Here is a 16448-nt window from a genome sequence, read left to right as displayed (position 1 = left end):
TTACCAGTCGCTGGCCTGGAATACGGCCGTTAACACCGCCTCCCGTTCAACAGCTGTCATTTCTCGCGGGCAACAATAATTTTCGATGAGTCCCGTCCAAAGCTCGACGCTGAGCAAACGGCCGTCGTAAAACACGTACGTATCCACAAACGATTGCCGCGTACCCAGCATGTTCATCTGGTCAAAAAAGAGATTGCCCAGCCCATAATGGACAAATGCACCATCCACAAAAGCAAACCCTTGGGCATGATGCGCCTGACTGCCAGAAACGGCCGTTGCCCCCGCCCGCACCAAATCCGCAAAATCCACCTTTTGCTGCGCCGTTGCCGCGTAATGATAAAACTCGTTGTATTGCAGCGTGGCAATCACCAAATAGCCATCGGCGGCAAGCTGGCTGATTTGTGCCTCGAAATCGGCGTCGCAGGGACGCGAACCGGGCTTACTTTCCCCCGCCCAAGCGTAGGCTGGCCCAAATGGATTGCAGCCAATGAAGGCAATCCGGTTGCCGTTGTGCTCAAAAAAGGCGGGCTGCTGCGCCGAAGCCAAATCTGCCCCGCCGCCAAACACCGCCATTCCCGCCTTCGCATACAAATCAAGCGAGTGCAGCATGGCATCTGTGCCCCAATCATTCACATGGTTACCCGTCAGCTCCACCACGTCCACGCCTAAAAAGGTGAGCAGTTCAAAGTAACTGTCGCGGGAGCAAAAAGTCGTGCCGCCAACTGGATCGGGGTACGGGCAGTCGGGCGTAAACGAGACTTCGTTGCTCACATGGGCAATGTCTGCACTTTGCAGCACCGGGCCAACCGCCTGCCCCGGCGTGAGGATGCCGCTAATTTCCATCTGGAAGGCGGTAGCGCGGGTGAGCGCGGTGACGCCGCTCATCGCCACGCGGGTGAGCTTGCTACCGTCCCAATTGCTGGCGGGGCCATCCCAGGCCGCGAGGAATTGAGCAACGGCCGTTTCCTCCCCCACCACATTCACTTCCACCGTCAAAGGGTAGGTCGCCGGGTCAAATTCGGCCGTCAACGGCGAGACGCCATCCAACCGCAGCAGCTTCAAATCAGGCTGGAGTTTATGGAAGGGAAAGATGAGCAGAGACGGCCGTTCCATCCAGGCCAGTTCACTCAATTCAGCCACATCCAGTAAGAAAGTAATGGCGGGGTTTGGTTGGTTGAGAACGGCCGTATCCCATCCAGCCAGCTCATTCACAGCAAAAACTGCCTCACCCTGCTGCCAGCGCGACTGCACCTGTGCTAGCGAAATCTCATCTTCCACCGTAGCGAAGGGAGCAGCCACCACATAGATCCAATCTGCCAAATGGCGGCCAGTACCTAACGTTAGCTGCACATCAGCAGAGATAGACTCTACCCAAACGAAGGCAGGGTTTTGCTCTGCCAGCGTTTGCGCCATGCGAACCAAATCCTGTGGCACGCTGGGGTCTGCGCTGAGGGTGATGGGGGGAACGGCCGTTCCTGTCGGGGAAGGCACAGCAGTCGCCGTCGGCGGCAACACACCAAGCAGCGCTGGGGTCGGCGGCAGGTCACCCGTGGGCGTAGGCAGCCCGATGGGTGTGGGCGGCGCAGGTAAAGTAAGTAGCGGAGCCACGGTTGGCAGCGGCTCCTGCCCCAAACCCCCACAAGCCGTTAGCCAGAACAGGGCAACGAGATATAATCCTGATACCAAAAATTGTCCGTTAATCCAAACCTTTACACGAAAAATCATATTATGTCCGAAATAGATCTGAAAAATCCTAGCCTGTATATTAACCGAGAATTGAGTAATATCGAATTTAACCGCCGCGTTTTGGAAGAGTGCGAAAATCCAGAACATCCCCTGCTGGAGCGCGTCAAATTTATTGCCATTTTCAGCGGCAATATGGATGAATTTTTCATGGTGCGTGTCTCCGGGCTAAAGCAGCAGGTGCTGCTCGGCATCACAGACCGCCCCGCCGACGGACTCACCCCGCGCGAGCAGCTCGTCGCCATTCATCGCACTGTCACCCAGCTATTTGCCCAAGCCAACAACTGCTGGCTAGAGATGTTGCAGCCTGCCCTGGCAAAGGAAGGCATTCATACCCTCAATTACAGCGAGCTAAAATCTCGCCAGAAAAAAAAGCTGGCTGCTTACTTTGAGCAAGAGATTTTCCCCGTGCTCACCCCACTGGTTTTCGATCCCACACATCCCTTCCCGCACATTTCCAATCTCAGCCTCAATTTGGCCGTAGAAGTGCGCGACCCAGACAATGATGAAATTCATTTTGCCCGCGTAAAAGTGCCAGCCACCCTACCCCGGCTGGTGCCGCTTAATCCGCTAGACCCGGATGAGCTGCTGCCGCCCACCACCCAGAAATTTATCTGGCTAGAGCAGGTCATCGCCGCCAATCTGGATCGGCTCTTTCCCGGCATGGATATCCGTGCCGCCTATCCGTTCCGCGTCACACGTAACACCGATATGGAAATTCAGGAAGAGGAAGCGGACGATTTACTGCTGACGATGGAAGAAAATCTGCGCCAGCGCCACTTTGGGCGTGTGGTTCGCCTGGAAATTGACGAAGATACGCCAGATACTATCCGCAACATTTTGATTAGCAATTTGGAAGTTAGCGCGACCGATGTTTACGCTACAAATGGGCCATTAGGGTTAAGCAGTCTGTGGGAACTGCACAAATCGGAACGCTCAGAGCTTAAAGATGAGGGCTTTCAGCCAACGGTTCCCGCCAATTTACGGACTGGAGACAACATTTTTAATGTCTTGCAGCGACACAATGTTCTCATTCACACGCCGTTCGACAGCTTTTTGCCAGTCGTAGATTTCGTGAAGGCAGCTGCCGAAGACCCGAACGTGCTGGCCATCAAGCAAACGCTTTATCGCGTGGGGCCAAATCCGCCCATCGTTCATGCCCTCATGAAGGCAAGAGAAAATGGCAAGCAGGTGGCGGTTTTGGTAGAGCTAAAAGCGCGTTTTGACGAAGAATCCAATATTGAGTGGGCCAGAGCTCTGGAAAAGGCGGGGGTTCATGTGGCCTACGGCTTGCTAGGGCTGAAGACACATTGCAAAGTGTGCCTAGTGGTGAGACGCGAACGAGACGGCATTCGGCGGTATGTGCATATGGCCACGGGCAATTACAACACTATTACCGCCCGTCTTTATACGGACTTGGGCATGATCACCAGCGATGATGAAATGGGAGCCGATGCGTCTGAGGTGTTTAATTTCCTAACCGGGTATTCCAAGCAGGTGGATTACCGCAAGTTTTTGGTAGCTCCAGTAAACTTGCGGGCAAATTTGATGCGCCTCATTAAGCAAGAAACGGCTCTTGGCAAAAAAGGGCGCATCATCATCAAGGCGAATTCGCTGGTTGATCCGGAGGTGATTCGCAACTTGTATCGCGCATCGCAGGCGGGCGTGCAAATTGATCTGATCATTCGCGGTTTTTGCTGCCTGCGCCCAGGTGTGAAGGGCGTGAGTGAAAATATTCGGGTGAAGAGCATTGTAGGGCGCTTTTTAGAACATACGCGTATTTATTATTTCCACAGCAAGGGAAAGCCAGACATTTATGTGGGTAGCGCAGACCCCATGCCGCGCAACATCAACCGTCGAGTGGAAGTACTTTTCCCGGTTGAGGAGGAGGCCGAACGGCAGCAAATTATCACCATTTTGGCGACGTATTTGCATGACACGGCTAAAGCACATCTGCTGCAATCAGACGGCCGTTACCTCCCAGCCATCGATCAGTTAGAGGAAGTGGAAGAGCCATTTAACAGCCAACTTTGGTTGCTAAACGGTCATCAGTCCGACGACCCACCCCCGTTTAACCTCGACAAGCTACCCCCACCGGGAGGCGGTAAACAGTAAGCGGCTATCGGTAATCAGTTAAAGTGGCTTCTATTGACACTGATTACCGGTTAAGCTGCTGCGCCTAGCAACACAGCCACAAACCAGACCATAAAATCGTACTTCATAAGCTGGCTGAGCTTTTCTAGTTGGGAGCCGGTACGTTCGCGGGTAACGCGCACCAGCACATAGATAAGCACCGGATACACACCCAGCGCAACCACCAGGGCATACACAGGTTGGTAAACATCTAGCAAGTAAGGCAGCATCATCACCACAAGCGTAGCCGAAGCCAAAATGTAGAACACCACTCTGGCGGCCCGCCGCCCCCAAACGGTAGCAACGGTACGGCAGCGCTGGCGCAAATCCCCCTCGTAATCGGCGAGGGTTTTTAGCACTTCGCGCCCCATGATGGCCGAGGCGATGATGGCCGCCAGCCAGAACGACGGGCGCGGGTTGCCAGCGGCAATGCCGCCAAAGATGGCACTCATGGCCGAAATGGCGGCGACAACAGCATTGCCCATGAGGACAGTGCTTTTGAGCCGCCAGGAGTAAAGGTAGAGCATCCCAGCCGAGACGAGGGCAATGATGAAGGCTGTGGTGTTGATGAAGGCAGCGAGGATGATGGAAACGGCCGTCATCACCAAAGAAAATATAAGTGCCGAGCTGGGGGAAACCAAGCCGGCAGGCAACGGCCGATTGGGCTGGTTGATCTTGTCAATCTCAATGTCTCGATAATCGTTCCAGGCGTTGGCAGCGGCACTAATGAACCAGGTAGCTAAAATGGCTAAAATTACCTTGCCCCAAGCACCCGTCCCCGCCACGTAGCCACCCAGCAGCACGGCCAGGCCACCAGTCAACGTTGTCAGCGGTCGGCTGATTTTGAACAATCCTTTCAATTCACTTACCATTGAAATCGCCTCCGAAAAGCACACATCGTAATTCATTGAACCTAATTTACTTAACCCAAAACCCACAAAAAAGATACAATGGGTTGATGATTACCAGCCCAAGCAATGCCAAAGTAAAATTTGTGCGGCGGTTACAAACAGATCGTCGCTTCCGATACCGTGAGCAGCAATATGTGGTAGAGGGGACACGCTGGCTGACAGAGTTGGTAAAGATGGCACGTCCCCCAGAGCTGCTTTGTTACACAGAACAGTGGCTGGGAACGGCCGTTCACGCCCAAATTTTACAACAACTTAGTACCCTGGCACAATCCGCCCCGCTGCTTGTAAGTGAATCTGTGATGCAGGCAATGAGCGACACCAGCACCCCTGCCGGCATTCTGGCTGTGTTGTCCATGCAGCCGCGCCCCCTTCCCCAAAACCCAACCCTGCTACTGGTGCTTGATGCCATCAACACGCCGGGAAATCTGGGCACGATGCTACGCACTGCTGGAGCAGCAGGTGTAGATGGTGTGTTGCTGGGGCCGGACTGTGTGGATTTGTACAATCCCAAAGTGGTGCGGGGCAGCATGGGTGCCCATTTGCGGCTACCGGTACATAGCCAAAGCTGGGCTGAGATTGCCAACACAGTGCAAACGATGCAGGTTTGGTTGGCAACCATTGACGCTGAGACGGCGTATACGGCCGTTAACTGGACTCGACCCAGCGTACTCATTATTGGCAGCGAGGCGGCTGGCGCAGGTCACGATGCCAGGCAACTTACCCATCACCACCTAACCATCCCCATGCCTGCCGCCACAGAATCACTTAATGCGGCCGTTGCCACCGGCATCATTCTTTTTGAAGCAGCACGACAACGTCTGATTAATGAATCAGCTTGACCATTCTTCTTAACCCATGTTACGCAGCGTAAATTTCAAAAGTCTTGTTTTTCTCTAGTGTTGAACGAATTGTCGAGAAGACTTTTGAAATCTTTTACGGAGGAAGTACGTAACAGCAGTTCTTAATTTGCGCCGTGGGGGGAAATTTCTATTGCACACTGACTTGGTGCATCAGATTTTTCTGGAGCTTGGTAGGTAAAGCGGCGGCGACACTCTTTGCAGCACCCTTCGTAATGATAAAAATTTACGTCCAGGCGAATGCCGTAGGATTTGAAGAGCAAATCGTGTATTTGCGAATTCCACTCAAGGTTTAGCCAGCCCGATTGACTTTCAGCAACGGCCGTTTCTTGCCCTGCTTCTCCCAAAATTACCCGATACCCAGACCAAAAGAAGCTACACCGACCACACGCCGCAAATCGATCTGACACATGCTTTAGCGTAGGGCTACCCTTATTGCCTCTTGGTTTTGAGCGTTGTCCCTTTTTAGAATGTCGCTTTTCAGGTTTGTTTGTGGCTTGCGCCGCTTCAGAGGTTTCTGTAGCAGGCTCTGCTTGTGCTTCAGATGAATCCGCAGCCTCTGGCGTTTTTTCTTCGTTTGGTTGCTTGTCTGTTTCTGCAGACGTATCCATAGAAAGTGTCCATTTTTCACGACGGCCTAACATTTTCCTCATTCGGAAGCCGTCGGATGGCGGATTCTAGCGGCGGTTCATGCCATCTGTCAAATTGGGCTACAATAGAATGCCTATGGATATTCGCTCTGTGACATTGTTTTGTGACGCTGATTTTTCATTGGTGCGGATGGCTGATTTCTTTACGGCCGTTCGCACCCCCTTCCCCTACCCCCTGCAATCTGCCCGGCTAGCATTGCCACCCTTCCCCGATTGGTGGCCTGAAAAAGAGCCTCTCTTTAAACAAGCCCTGGCTTTAGTCCAAAAATGGCAGGAGGCAGGGGCAAATTACATTAGTTTGGGGCCGGTGCTGCTGCGGCACGACCCAATCTGGCTGAACCGAATCTCCCCGTTACTTGCAATTACCGATGCGTTGTTTGCCACCGCAGAAATTGCCGACACGCAAGGGCAAATTGATACCGCTCGCTGCCAGCTAGCGGCAAAGCTAATCAAAACTGTTAGCTTAATTGAAGTGGAGAACTTTGGCTTCGGTTTTGGCAACCTTTTTCTGGCGGCGTTAGCCAACTGTCCGCCTGGTTCACCTTTTTTCCCGGTGGCATACCACCAGGGGGGAACTCCTCATTTTGCCATTGCGGTGGAGTCTGCCGACATCGCTTTGCAGGCGATCCAATCGGCCAAAACATTGGCAGAAGCGCGGCAAAATCTAGTGGACGGGATAGAAACGGCCGTTGCCCAACTCATCCCCATTGCCCAAAAAATCGCCGTAGAACACAATATTGGCTTTAGTGGTATTGATTTCTCGCTGGCACCCTTCCCCACCGACGATAAAAGTTTGGGCGGCGCACTGGAGGCATTAGGGCTACCCTATTTGGGCAGTGCAGGCAGCCTGTTTGCGGCTGGCTTTGTCACCGAGGCTATTGCCCGCGCCAGCTTTCCTAGCTGCGGCTTCTCTGGCCTTATGCTGCCCGTGCTAGAAGATTCTGTACTGGCGCGACGTGCGGCCGAGGGCGCGCTTTCCGTGCAAGATTTACTCAGCTACAGCGCAGTGTGCGGCGTGGGGTTAGACACCATTCCTTTACCGGGGCACATTAGTGAGGAGGCGTTAACGGCCGTTCTCCTCGACGTCGCCATGTTAGCTAGCCGCCTCAACAAGCCACTCACCGCTCGGCTCATGCCGCTGCCAGGCCTGCTCGCTGGCGACCCCGTCACCTTCGACTTCCCCTACTTTGCTGACAGCCGCGTGATGGACATTGCCGGATCAGGCATTAAAGGATTATTGGCTCAAGAAACACAACTGACTATCAATTCCATAAAACGAATATGAACGCAAAGCAATCTCCCACCCGCCAAATTAAGCAACTTCTGGCCGATTGGCAAACGGCCGTTACCAACACCCCCCACCTGCAGCCCCCGCCCTACCACGGCCCAGACGTTGCCATCCAGATGTTTACCGAAAAAACAAGCGAGGTCACGCCCGGCAGCAGCTTTGTCGCCCGTGTACGCACCACCAGCGACGGCCATCCCTGGATTGGCAAAGCCATCAAGCTAGGCGCGACCTTCATCCTGGCGCAAAAATCAGCAGAAGAATTGGGGCTAACCATCCCGGAAAATGCAATTTACTGGCAAGTGCCGGATACGGCCGAAACCCTCGCCTGGCTCTCTGCCGCCTGGTACGGCTTCCCTAGCCAGCAGATGATCATGATTGGCGTGACGGGCACCAACGGCAAAACCAGCACCGCCGATTTGATGCACGGCATTTTGCGCGCCGCAGGTTGCCAAACCGGGATGATTAGCACGCTCAAAGCGATGATTGGCGATCATGAAGAAGCGTTGGAACTGCATGTGAGTACCCCAGAAGCGCCCGTGGTGCAGCGGTATCTGCGCCAAATGGTAGATGCGGGCATGACCCACTGCGTTTTGGAAACCACCTCGCACGGCTTGGCGCAACATCGAGTAACGGCCGTTTCCTTCGACATCGCCATCATCACCAACATCACCCATGAGCATCTGGATTACCACGGCAGTTTTGAAGCCTATGCCCAGGCCAAAGAGCGGTTGTTCCGCAACGTAGCTGGCAACGACCCCACGCCAAACAAACCAGAACAAATTACAAAAACCATCGTCCTCAACCTGGACGACAGCTCCTACCAACGCCTCGCCGCCATCTCGGCTCCACGGCAAATTAGCTACAGCCAGCACAATGCCGTTGCCGATCTGCACGTCACCAATTTAGTGACCGATCCCAGCGGTTCGAGCTTCACACTGCACCTAGATGGCCACGAGCTGCCCATTCGTTCGCGGCTATTAGGCATCTTCAACGTGGCAAACATGCTGGCTGCCGCCGGAGCTGCCCACGCGCTAGGCATTGCACCAGAAATCATCCAAAAAGGGGTGCAAGCGGTGGGGCAGATTCACGGCCGTATGCACCAAATTCAGCGGGGGCAAGATTTCATCGTGCATGTAGATTTTGCCCACACGCCAGACGGTTTAGAGAAAGCCATTGAGGCGGCTCGTGGCATTTTGGAGCAGATGGGAAGAAACGGCCGTATCATCACCGTTTTTGGCAGCGCAGGCAAGCGAGACCCAGCCAAACGCCGCATGATGGCCGAAATCTCCACCCAACTGGCTGACCGTACCGTCCTCACCGCTGAAGACCCACGCACCGAACCGCTAGAGGGCATTTTGGCAGAGATGGCCGCAGGTTGCGAAGCACGGGGTGGCGTAGAAGGCCAAACCTTCTGGCGCATCCCTGACCGCGGGCAAGCTATCTACTTTGCCCTGCACCTGGCACGCCCGGAAGATTTTGTATTGGTTTGCGGCAAAGGGCATGAGCAATCCATGTGCTTCATCACCACCGAACACCCCTGGGACGACATCCACGCCACCGAAGCCGCCCTGGATGCTTTTCTAGCTAACAAACCCATGCCCGATCTAGGTTTGCCCACCTTTGATCCAAAGTTCCAACTACCTTGATCGAAGTGCCAGTCACGGGGTTGAAGCCCCCCACTCATGCAAAATCGTCCACCCCGTGACTGGCACTTGGCTAACAGCTCAACATTGTGAACAGAAATTACAAATTGACGATTAGCGATTAACGATTTACGATTGTCAGTGGAATCGTCAATCCAAAATCGTAAATCGAAAATTGCCGGAGGCCTTATGCTTGCTCAACTAATCAGCCGCGTGCGCCGTAATCATGGTTTGGAACACGCCACCATTCATGTGCTCAGCGAAAAGTACAAAAATTTTAGCGCTCAAGGAAATTCAAACCACAAAGGATTTAGCCTAAACATTTATGGCAACATCTCAGAAGAAGATGTAGCCAGTGCAGTGGAAGAAGCGTTTCGGCGCATGAAAAAAGGCGAACGTCAGTTGGCGGTGCATCCCAACTGCGGCACCGTGCTGCTGACCACAGCGACGATGGCTGCTTTGGCAGCGCAAGCATCCTTTGCCTTCGAGCAACGTCGCCAAAAGCAATCCAGCATGAGTTTGGCTGTGTTGCTTGGGGCATTGCCTACCGCGATTCTGGCTGTTGTCTTTTCACTCATTGTCTCCCGGCCCATTGGGGTGCAGCTACAGGCCAAATATACGGTAGAAGGAGATTTGCAGGAAATGGAACTGCAAAGCATTCGCCCGGTGCAGCCTTCACCCGTGACGCGGCTGTTCCAACTGCTGCTCACTGGGGGCAGCCAGACCAATGCGAAATCTTACCGGGTGACGACCATAAATTGACCCCTCAGGGCTAGGCCGAGGGTGAAAACTCCCAACCATGTTCTACATTTTCCACGGCGACGACAGCCACGCACAACAGGAAACGGTTGCCAAGCTCATCGGCAAGATGGGCGATCCGGCAATGCTGGATTTGAACACGACAAAGCTGGAAAGCAACGTGTCGTTCTCACAATTGCAGCAAGCGGCCAGTGCCATTCCGTTTTTGGCAAATGTACGGTTGGTGATCGTGCGGGATTTGCTCAGTAACAAGCTGGAAAAATCGTACCAAAAGCAACTTTTAGAGTACCTGCCCACCGTGCCGGAAACAACGCGCCTGCTTTTTTTGGAATCGAAGGCACTCAAGGCTAATAATCCACTGGTAAAGCTGGCAGAAAACGAGAAATCTGGCTATGTGAAGCAGTTTAGCAAGCCACAGGGGGCAGCGTTGGAGAGGTGGATTAAGCAGAAGGTAGAGGGGGAGAACGGCCGTATCTCTAACCAGGCCACTCACATGCTTGCGGCAAATATTGGCAGCCAGATGGAAATCTTGAGCCGCGAAATTGAAAAGCTATTACTTTACTGCAATGGTGAAGAGATTCAGTCTGAGCAGGTGAAACTGCTGAGTCCCTACGCGGCCGAGGCCAGCATTTTTGATTTGGTTGATGCGCTAGGCAATCGCAACAGCAAAAAAGCGTCTCAACTTCTGCAAGAGAAGTTTCGGGAAGGGGCCGATCCGTTTTACCTGTTTTCCATGTTTATTCGCCAGTTTCGGCTGCTTATTCAGGTAAAAGAGCTGGCCGACGACGGCAAACGGCCGCCCGCCATTAGCCAGGAACTTAAGATGCACAGCTTCGTGGCGGGGAAGCTGTATCAACAATGCCAGGGGTTCAGCCTGCCCCAGCTAGAGCAAATATACCGCCACTTACTGAGCATTGATGTGGACGTGAAAACCGGTAAAAATGATATGGTGACGGCACTGAATTTATTGGTTGCCAGTTTAACAGTCGCAGCGTGATGCGCCTCATTCTCACCCATATAAATCATCCTTCCCAAAGAACAATTTTCCTTTTTACGGCCGTTGTTTTGAAGATCATCTGCTGTTAAAGCTAAAGCCTCAATCCGTAACAACGGTTCATTGGGGGCAACTGCTCAACTGGACATTGTTTGCTTTGCTGCTGGTAGATGTGTGTATAATTCTGGCTGTACGAATTTCTACTGTGTACGGTGGCTATTAAATGAGAAACAGCTTGCTTCTAGTCTGGTTCACTTGTTTGCTATTTCTGCCATTTGTTTCTGGCTGCCGTGTAGAAACTGCCCATGCCCCGGTAGATGAGTTGACCGAGACGCCAACGGCCGTTCCTACTGCCACCTTTGCCCCCAATACGGCCGTCGTCTTTAAACGCTCCGGTGGCATTGCCGGGGTTGAGGAAGAGTGGATTATTTTTGTAGACGGCCGTATTGAAACCAACACCGCCATCCAACCCCAACTTTCTGCAGAAGATGTTAGCCAACTGCTAGACAGCCTGGATAGCAGTGGTTTTTTCAGCCTAAACCCCACGTACCTGCCCGAAGACGCCTGCTGCGACCGCTTTTTGTATGAAATGACGGCCGTACAACAAACCACCTTTCGTACTGTTACCACCCTGGAAGCCACCCCAGACATGCCCGAATCCCTCCAGCAAGCCCTCCGCCTCATCCAAAACACCCTGTTTGCCGACAGTACTCAATAATCACCTTACACCAAACCCTCAAGAAAGTTTTTTTGTAAGCTACTCTACATACACTTACCTCACACATCAACTGTGCCGCGCCATAAACTTGCGGCATTGCAATATTAGGGAGTTTATTCCACCTAACTTATTCACCAAGACGAGGTAATTTACATGAAAGTAGACATTTCTGCGGAGCAGCCCCAACAGGCCGCTGCCACAAACTCACGAAAGTGGCTTTACCCCACGCTGCTCGCCATTGTATACGCATTTTGGTTTAGCTATATGTTCCTTGCTAATCGCTGGGAACTGTTTCAGGAGTATTGGCCCGTTTCAGTCACGATGACCATTGGCTCATTTGTGGCTGGGGCAACGGCCGAAGGTGGCGCAGCCGTCGCGTTCCCTGTTTTCACCAAAGTGCTGCATATTCCCTCCGGCGATGCCCGCACCTTTGGCCTGATGATCCAGGCAGTGGGTATGACGATGGCTGGCGTTATGATTTATGCCCAGCGCGTCCGCACCTTGCCCCACGTTATTGGCTGGGTCTCTGTTGGCGGCATTTTTGGTCAGCTCATTGGCACTTATCTGTTCACAATTCCGAATCCATATCCCAAAATTTTGTTTACATTCGTTGCCACCGCATTTGGCGTTGCCATGGTCATTTCCCGTTGGCTCATTCGATGGGAGCCACGTAGTGAACTACCTGGCTGGAATAATCGGTATCGGGCACTCTTTTTGTTGTGTGGGATCCTGGGCGGCTCTTTTGCTGCCCAAACAGGATCTGGCATAGACATGCTTACCTTTATTGTGCTGACGCTGGCGTTTGGCATCAATGAAAAAATCAGCACCCCCACGACAGTGGTCATCATGGGTCTCAACTCTGTGGTTGGTTTCTTCTTGCACGGCGTTGTGTCGCAGGATATTGGTATTGCCTGGAACTATTGGCTGGTTGCCGTGCCCATTGTCATTTTGGGCGCACCCTTTGGTGCATATGTTGCTTCTAAAGTAAACCGCGACGGCATCATCAAGTTCCTACTCTTCTTGATTGGTTTGGAGTTGGTTACGACCCTGTGGCTGATTCCGTTCAATAACCTGACGCAAATTGTTATTACGACAACGGCCGTTGCCATTTGTGGCGCGCTGTTCTGGCTTATGCTCAACTACCGCAAAAACAACGTCCCCATGGGCGACGTGTAAATTCGATTTCAGCCCCCGATGTGCAAAACGGTGCGTCGGGGGCTTTTTTTACGGCCGTTCCCCCCACCTTCACACTACCCTCAACCAACCTTCATACAAATGAAATTCTCTGAGGTATTGGTTGCTTGTTTGCCCAGCGATTGATACGATTCGCTCAATATTTGTCACCCGGAGAATTGATTTGCTGAAATCTTTTTGGCAACAGCCTGCCGTGCGCTATGCGCTCATCATTTTTGTGGTGCTACGCCTTTTTTTAACAGGCTGGGCGGTGGTGGCGCAGCTAGCCAGCCCTGTGCCAGATGAGGTGGATGAGGTGTTACGGCCGTATCTCAGCCAACCCATCCTCAACGACGGCCTTGCTGGACTGCTGCTGGGCCCCTGGCAGCGGTTCGATACCCTCCATTACACGCGCATCGCCGCCGAAGGGTACGCTAACCCTGATGATTCTGTCTTTCCCCCACTCTACCCACTGTTGATGTGGGGGCTAGGCGGGCTGTTTGGTAGCTCACACAAAGCACATCTGGCTGCCGGGATTTTCGTCTCTAACGTTGCGCTGCTGGGCTTGCTGATATTGCTGCACAAGGTCGGTAGTGATTTGCTGGGGGAAAAACATGCTCCCCGGCTGCTGGTCTACTTTGCCCTATTCCCCACCAGTTTTTTTCTGTTCGCGCCGTACACAGAATCACTTTTTTTGCTGATGACGCTGGCTTCGCTTTGGCTGGCGTTTCGCTACGACCATTTTGAGTGGGCAGGGGTGTTGGGGCTACTAGCAGCCCTTACCCGGCTTACTGGCTGGGTGCTGGTTGTGCCGCTGGCTTACCATTTTTGGCAGCGGCATCTGGGCAATGGCAAATGGAAGATTGACCCAATTGGCGGCTGGAGCCCGCGACTGATTAGAAAAGCGGCGGCGGTTTTTCTGCCTGGCTTTGGCTTGCTGCTTTTTCTGCTATACCGTGCCTGGCTGGGGCTGCCGCCGCTGGGCAATGTGTATGCCGAATATTGGTTCCAGCGCACCGGCATCCCCGGTACCGATTTACTCCGAGCCTTGCAAGGCATGTTTGGCTTCGGCACGGGGCGCGTCGGGGAGTTCACGCTCTGGTTCGACTTTTTCATCACCTGGCTGCTGCTCATCACCACTATTTGGGCTTTTTTCCGCTGGCAGCATCGGCTCGGCTGGGGGCTATATGCGGCCATGCTGCTGCTGTTCATGCTGCTGCCCAGTTCAGAATTTAAGCCACTTTACTCATTTTCTCGCTATGCGCTGGCCTTTTTCCCCACCTTTTTTCTGCTGGCAATTTGGGGAGCAGACGGTAAAATCCATCGCCTGATTTTGTATCCTTCGCTGCTGCTATACCTTTACTTTTCGGCACAGTTTTTTATTTGGGGTTGGGTTGCATAAAGTACACGTATCAAGCAACCTCCCGTAGGTTCCATCTGCAATCAGTGTTCGAGCACAAGCCTGCGGGAGGTTTACCTTCGAGGAGAAGAATGACTGTTCAAACTGAAACCATTCAACTGCAAACTAAGGGCAATGCCGATATTTTAGACATCACGACACAGGTGGCAACGGCCGTTCGCAACAGTAATTTACGCGACGGCACCATTACTCTCTTTACTCCCTCAGCCACCAGCGCCCTTACCACCATCGAGTATGAATCTGGCTGCATTAGCGATCTGCGCCGACTGTTTGATGAGATCATTGATCCCCAACGTCATTATGCCCACAATGCTCGCTGGCAAGATGGCAACGGCCACAGCCACGTCCGGGCGGCGCTGTTAGGGCCTTCGCTGACGGTGCCTTTTGTAAACGGCCGTCTCACCCTGGGCACCTGGCAGCAAATCATCTTCGTGGATTTTGACAACCGCCCCCGGCAAAGAGAGCTCATTGCACAGGTAATCGGCCAATGAACGGATGATTCGCCCTTAGGCCACTTGTTTTGTATACTTCAGCGTAGGAACAGGAACCCAACTGTATCGTTACCTCAACTAAATACCTCTTACAAAAGATGTAGCCGTTTGCTTTGCAGCGTCTTGCACATAAACGAATCTTTGTTTGTTCGATCCCTCTTTTATTTTCACCGGGCTTACATTGCTCCCACTAATCAAGTTAAGGAGAAAATAGTTGGATACCTTGTCTTATTCCCCAAAAGTCCAAGATTTAGTTGAGGCTGTGTTGACAAGCCCTGGTCACTGTAGCCCAGAGTTACGCCAGACGGTGGAAGCGGTCGCGGCGACACGCTGGGGGGCACGGCGAATGCCGACAGCAGCGTTGCCAGAAGCGTTACGGCCGTATCTGGAAAAAGTCATCTTCACTGCATACAAAGTAACCGACAAAGATATTCAACGCCTTATTGATGCTGGATACAGCGAAGATGAACTATTTGAGCTAACGGTGTGCGCTGCGCTTGGCAGCGGGCTGGCTCGAATGGAAAAAACGATGGAGTTATTAGGTGGAGGTGCGACATGAGATTAAGCATTCTAGACAATGGGCATCATTGGAAGCAAAAAATCCCAATGTTTTTTATTAATCTAATGATTGGACGTGTACCTGGACCATTGCTGCTACTTAGCTACCGCAAGAAATTTTTTGGGGATCATTTTTCCCTAGCACTCCAGGAAGCGATGCGCGACTCCACTGTATGGGAAAAAGCGGAGTTGGAACTATTTGCGACCTTCGTATCTCACCTAAACCAATGTGAATATTGAACGCAAGATCACGCCGCAGTTGCGGTGTTAGGCATGGATGAAGATATTGTTGATGCGGTGCTCAAAGATTGGCGAACAGCCCCCATTGATGAACGGCTACGCGCAGCATTGGGCTATTTAGAGAAGCTGACTTTAGCGCCAGATAGTTTGGTAAAAGCAGATATTATCCATTTACGTGAATGTGGCCTGACTGATGAAGCAATTTATGAAGCAAGCTACGTATGTTTAATGTTTAGCACTATTGTCCGATTAGCCGACGCATTTGAGTTTGAGGTTCCTAATGCAAAAGGCGCAGCTAAAGACGGCCGTTACCTATACACATTCGGGTACAAGCCGCTCCCTGGCTAATACAACGATGTCATTGATTATTCGCCCGGAGACAATTGAAGACACCCCTGCCGTTTATGATGTGGAGGCGGCTGCCTTTGGCCGCCCAGCCGAAGCGGAACTGGCAAAAAAATTACAGCAAGCCAATGTTGACACAATTTCACTGGTTGCTTTGCTAGACGATGAACTTGTGGGGCACATTTTATTTTCGCCTGTGACGGTGAAAGATGGTGAAGATGCGTTTACGGCCGTTGCCCTCGGCCCCGTCGCAGTTTCCCCCAACCACCAAAACAAAGGCATTGGCGCAGAGTTATGCCGCAGCGGATTAGCTGCCTGCCAGGAAGCTGGCTACGAACTTGCCTTTGTGCTAGGCCATTCCGATTATTACCCCCGCTTTGGCTTCATGAGTTCCGCCCCACATGGCCTGCACTGCCAGTTCGACGTGCCGGATGAGGCGTTCATGGTGCTGGAACTCACGCCCGGTGCGCTGCAAAACAAACACGGCATCGTTTATTACCATCCACTATTTGGTGGCGTATAACA

The 16448-nt window shown here is 52.6% G+C and carries 17 protein-coding genes; 14 read left to right on the top strand and 3 right to left on the bottom strand.

All coding sequences use genetic code 11. The features are described 5' to 3' along the window. On the bottom strand, positions 1 to 1725 hold the full coding sequence (locus ACOQPM_RS26420; protein ID WP_420631388.1) for a CapA family protein: 1725 nt from the start codon (positions 1723 to 1725) through the stop codon (positions 1 to 3). A gap of 3 nt (positions 1726 to 1728) precedes the next feature. On the opposite strand from ACOQPM_RS26420, the gene ppk1 reads away from it, so the two are divergent. Further along, positions 1729 to 3858, top strand: a complete 2130-nt coding sequence (ppk1, locus tag ACOQPM_RS26415) for a polyphosphate kinase 1 (RefSeq protein WP_420631387.1) — start codon at positions 1729 to 1731, stop codon at positions 3856 to 3858. A gap of 50 nt (positions 3859 to 3908) precedes the next feature. Here the strand turns inward: ppk1 and ACOQPM_RS26410 are convergent, their stop codons facing one another. Continuing rightward, positions 3909 to 4748 carry a geranylgeranylglycerol-phosphate geranylgeranyltransferase gene (locus ACOQPM_RS26410; protein ID WP_420631386.1) on the bottom strand — a complete coding sequence of 280 codons (840 nt, stop codon included), beginning with the start codon at positions 4746 to 4748 and terminating at the stop codon, positions 3909 to 3911. An 86-nt stretch (positions 4749 to 4834) separates the two neighbouring features. On the opposite strand from ACOQPM_RS26410, the gene ACOQPM_RS26405 reads away from it, so the two are divergent. Next, positions 4835 to 5626 (top strand): TrmH family RNA methyltransferase, encoded by a 792-nt coding sequence (locus ACOQPM_RS26405; RefSeq protein ID WP_420631385.1) that lies wholly within the window; start codon positions 4835 to 4837, stop codon positions 5624 to 5626. 122 nt (positions 5627 to 5748) lie between these two features. On the opposite strand, the gene ACOQPM_RS26400 is transcribed toward ACOQPM_RS26405, so the two are convergent. Beyond that, positions 5749 to 6297 carry a hypothetical protein gene (locus ACOQPM_RS26400; RefSeq protein ID WP_420631384.1) on the bottom strand — a complete coding sequence of 183 codons (549 nt, stop codon included), beginning with the start codon at positions 6295 to 6297 and terminating at the stop codon, positions 5749 to 5751. Between the two features lie 73 nt (positions 6298 to 6370). Here ACOQPM_RS26400 and ACOQPM_RS26395 point away from each other — a divergent pair, with 73 nt between their 5' ends. The 12 genes from ACOQPM_RS26395 (at position 6371) to ACOQPM_RS26340 (ending at position 16446) form a co-directional block, all read left to right on the top strand. Further along, positions 6371 to 7579: a DUF711 family protein gene (locus ACOQPM_RS26395; RefSeq protein ID WP_420631383.1), complete on the top strand. Its 1209-nt coding sequence runs from the start codon at positions 6371 to 6373 to the stop codon at positions 7577 to 7579. Next, positions 7576 to 9228: a UDP-N-acetylmuramoyl-L-alanyl-D-glutamate--2,6-diaminopimelate ligase gene (locus ACOQPM_RS26390; RefSeq protein WP_420631382.1), complete on the top strand. Its 1653-nt coding sequence runs from the start codon at positions 7576 to 7578 to the stop codon at positions 9226 to 9228. The genes ACOQPM_RS26395 and ACOQPM_RS26390 overlap by 4 nt, the downstream gene beginning before the upstream one ends. A 186-nt stretch (positions 9229 to 9414) precedes the next feature. After that, entirely contained in the window at positions 9415 to 9987 is a 573-nt protein-coding gene (locus ACOQPM_RS26385) for a DUF6391 domain-containing protein (RefSeq protein ID WP_420631381.1), read from the top strand. Positions 9988 to 10024: 37 nt separating this feature from the next. Next, on the top strand, positions 10025 to 10981 hold the full coding sequence (gene holA, locus ACOQPM_RS26380; protein WP_420631380.1) for a DNA polymerase III subunit delta: 957 nt from the start codon (positions 10025 to 10027) through the stop codon (positions 10979 to 10981). A 220-nt stretch (positions 10982 to 11201) separates the two neighbouring features. Next, positions 11202 to 11696: a hypothetical protein gene (locus ACOQPM_RS26375; RefSeq protein WP_420631379.1), complete on the top strand. Its 495-nt coding sequence runs from the start codon at positions 11202 to 11204 to the stop codon at positions 11694 to 11696. Positions 11697 to 11849: 153 nt separating this feature from the next. Further along, the gene (locus ACOQPM_RS26370) at positions 11850 to 12872 is read left to right on the top strand and encodes a sulfite exporter TauE/SafE family protein (protein ID WP_420631378.1); all 1023 of its coding nucleotides are present in this window, start codon (positions 11850 to 11852) and stop codon (positions 12870 to 12872) included. Between the two features lie 181 nt (positions 12873 to 13053). Continuing rightward, positions 13054 to 14271, top strand: a complete 1218-nt coding sequence (locus ACOQPM_RS26365) for a hypothetical protein (RefSeq protein ID WP_420631377.1) — start codon at positions 13054 to 13056, stop codon at positions 14269 to 14271. 89 nt (positions 14272 to 14360) lie between these two features. Beyond that, positions 14361 to 14780 (top strand): secondary thiamine-phosphate synthase enzyme YjbQ, encoded by a 420-nt coding sequence (locus ACOQPM_RS26360; RefSeq protein ID WP_420631376.1) that lies wholly within the window; start codon positions 14361 to 14363, stop codon positions 14778 to 14780. Between the two features lie 214 nt (positions 14781 to 14994). Continuing rightward, positions 14995 to 15339, top strand: coding sequence for a hypothetical protein (locus tag ACOQPM_RS26355; protein ID WP_420631375.1), 345 nt, complete (start codon positions 14995 to 14997; stop codon positions 15337 to 15339). Beyond that, the gene (locus ACOQPM_RS26350; RefSeq protein ID WP_420631374.1) at positions 15336 to 15578 is read left to right on the top strand and encodes a hypothetical protein; all 243 of its coding nucleotides are present in this window, start codon (positions 15336 to 15338) and stop codon (positions 15576 to 15578) included. The genes ACOQPM_RS26355 and ACOQPM_RS26350 overlap by 4 nt, the downstream gene beginning before the upstream one ends. 33 nt (positions 15579 to 15611) lie before the next feature. Next, on the top strand, positions 15612 to 15926 hold the full coding sequence (locus ACOQPM_RS26345; RefSeq protein ID WP_420631373.1) for a hypothetical protein: 315 nt from the start codon (positions 15612 to 15614) through the stop codon (positions 15924 to 15926). Between the two features lie 7 nt (positions 15927 to 15933). Continuing rightward, the gene (locus ACOQPM_RS26340; RefSeq protein WP_420631372.1) at positions 15934 to 16446 is read left to right on the top strand and encodes a GNAT family N-acetyltransferase; all 513 of its coding nucleotides are present in this window, start codon (positions 15934 to 15936) and stop codon (positions 16444 to 16446) included. The last annotated feature ends 2 nt before the right edge of the window (positions 16447 to 16448 follow it).

Source organism: Candidatus Leptofilum sp., assembly GCF_965223525.1.
Classification (GTDB): Bacteria; Chloroflexota; Anaerolineae; order Promineifilales; family Promineifilaceae; genus Leptofilum.
The sequence above is the reverse complement of the archived record's forward strand: the minus strand, read 5'-3'. Positions and strand labels throughout refer to the sequence as shown.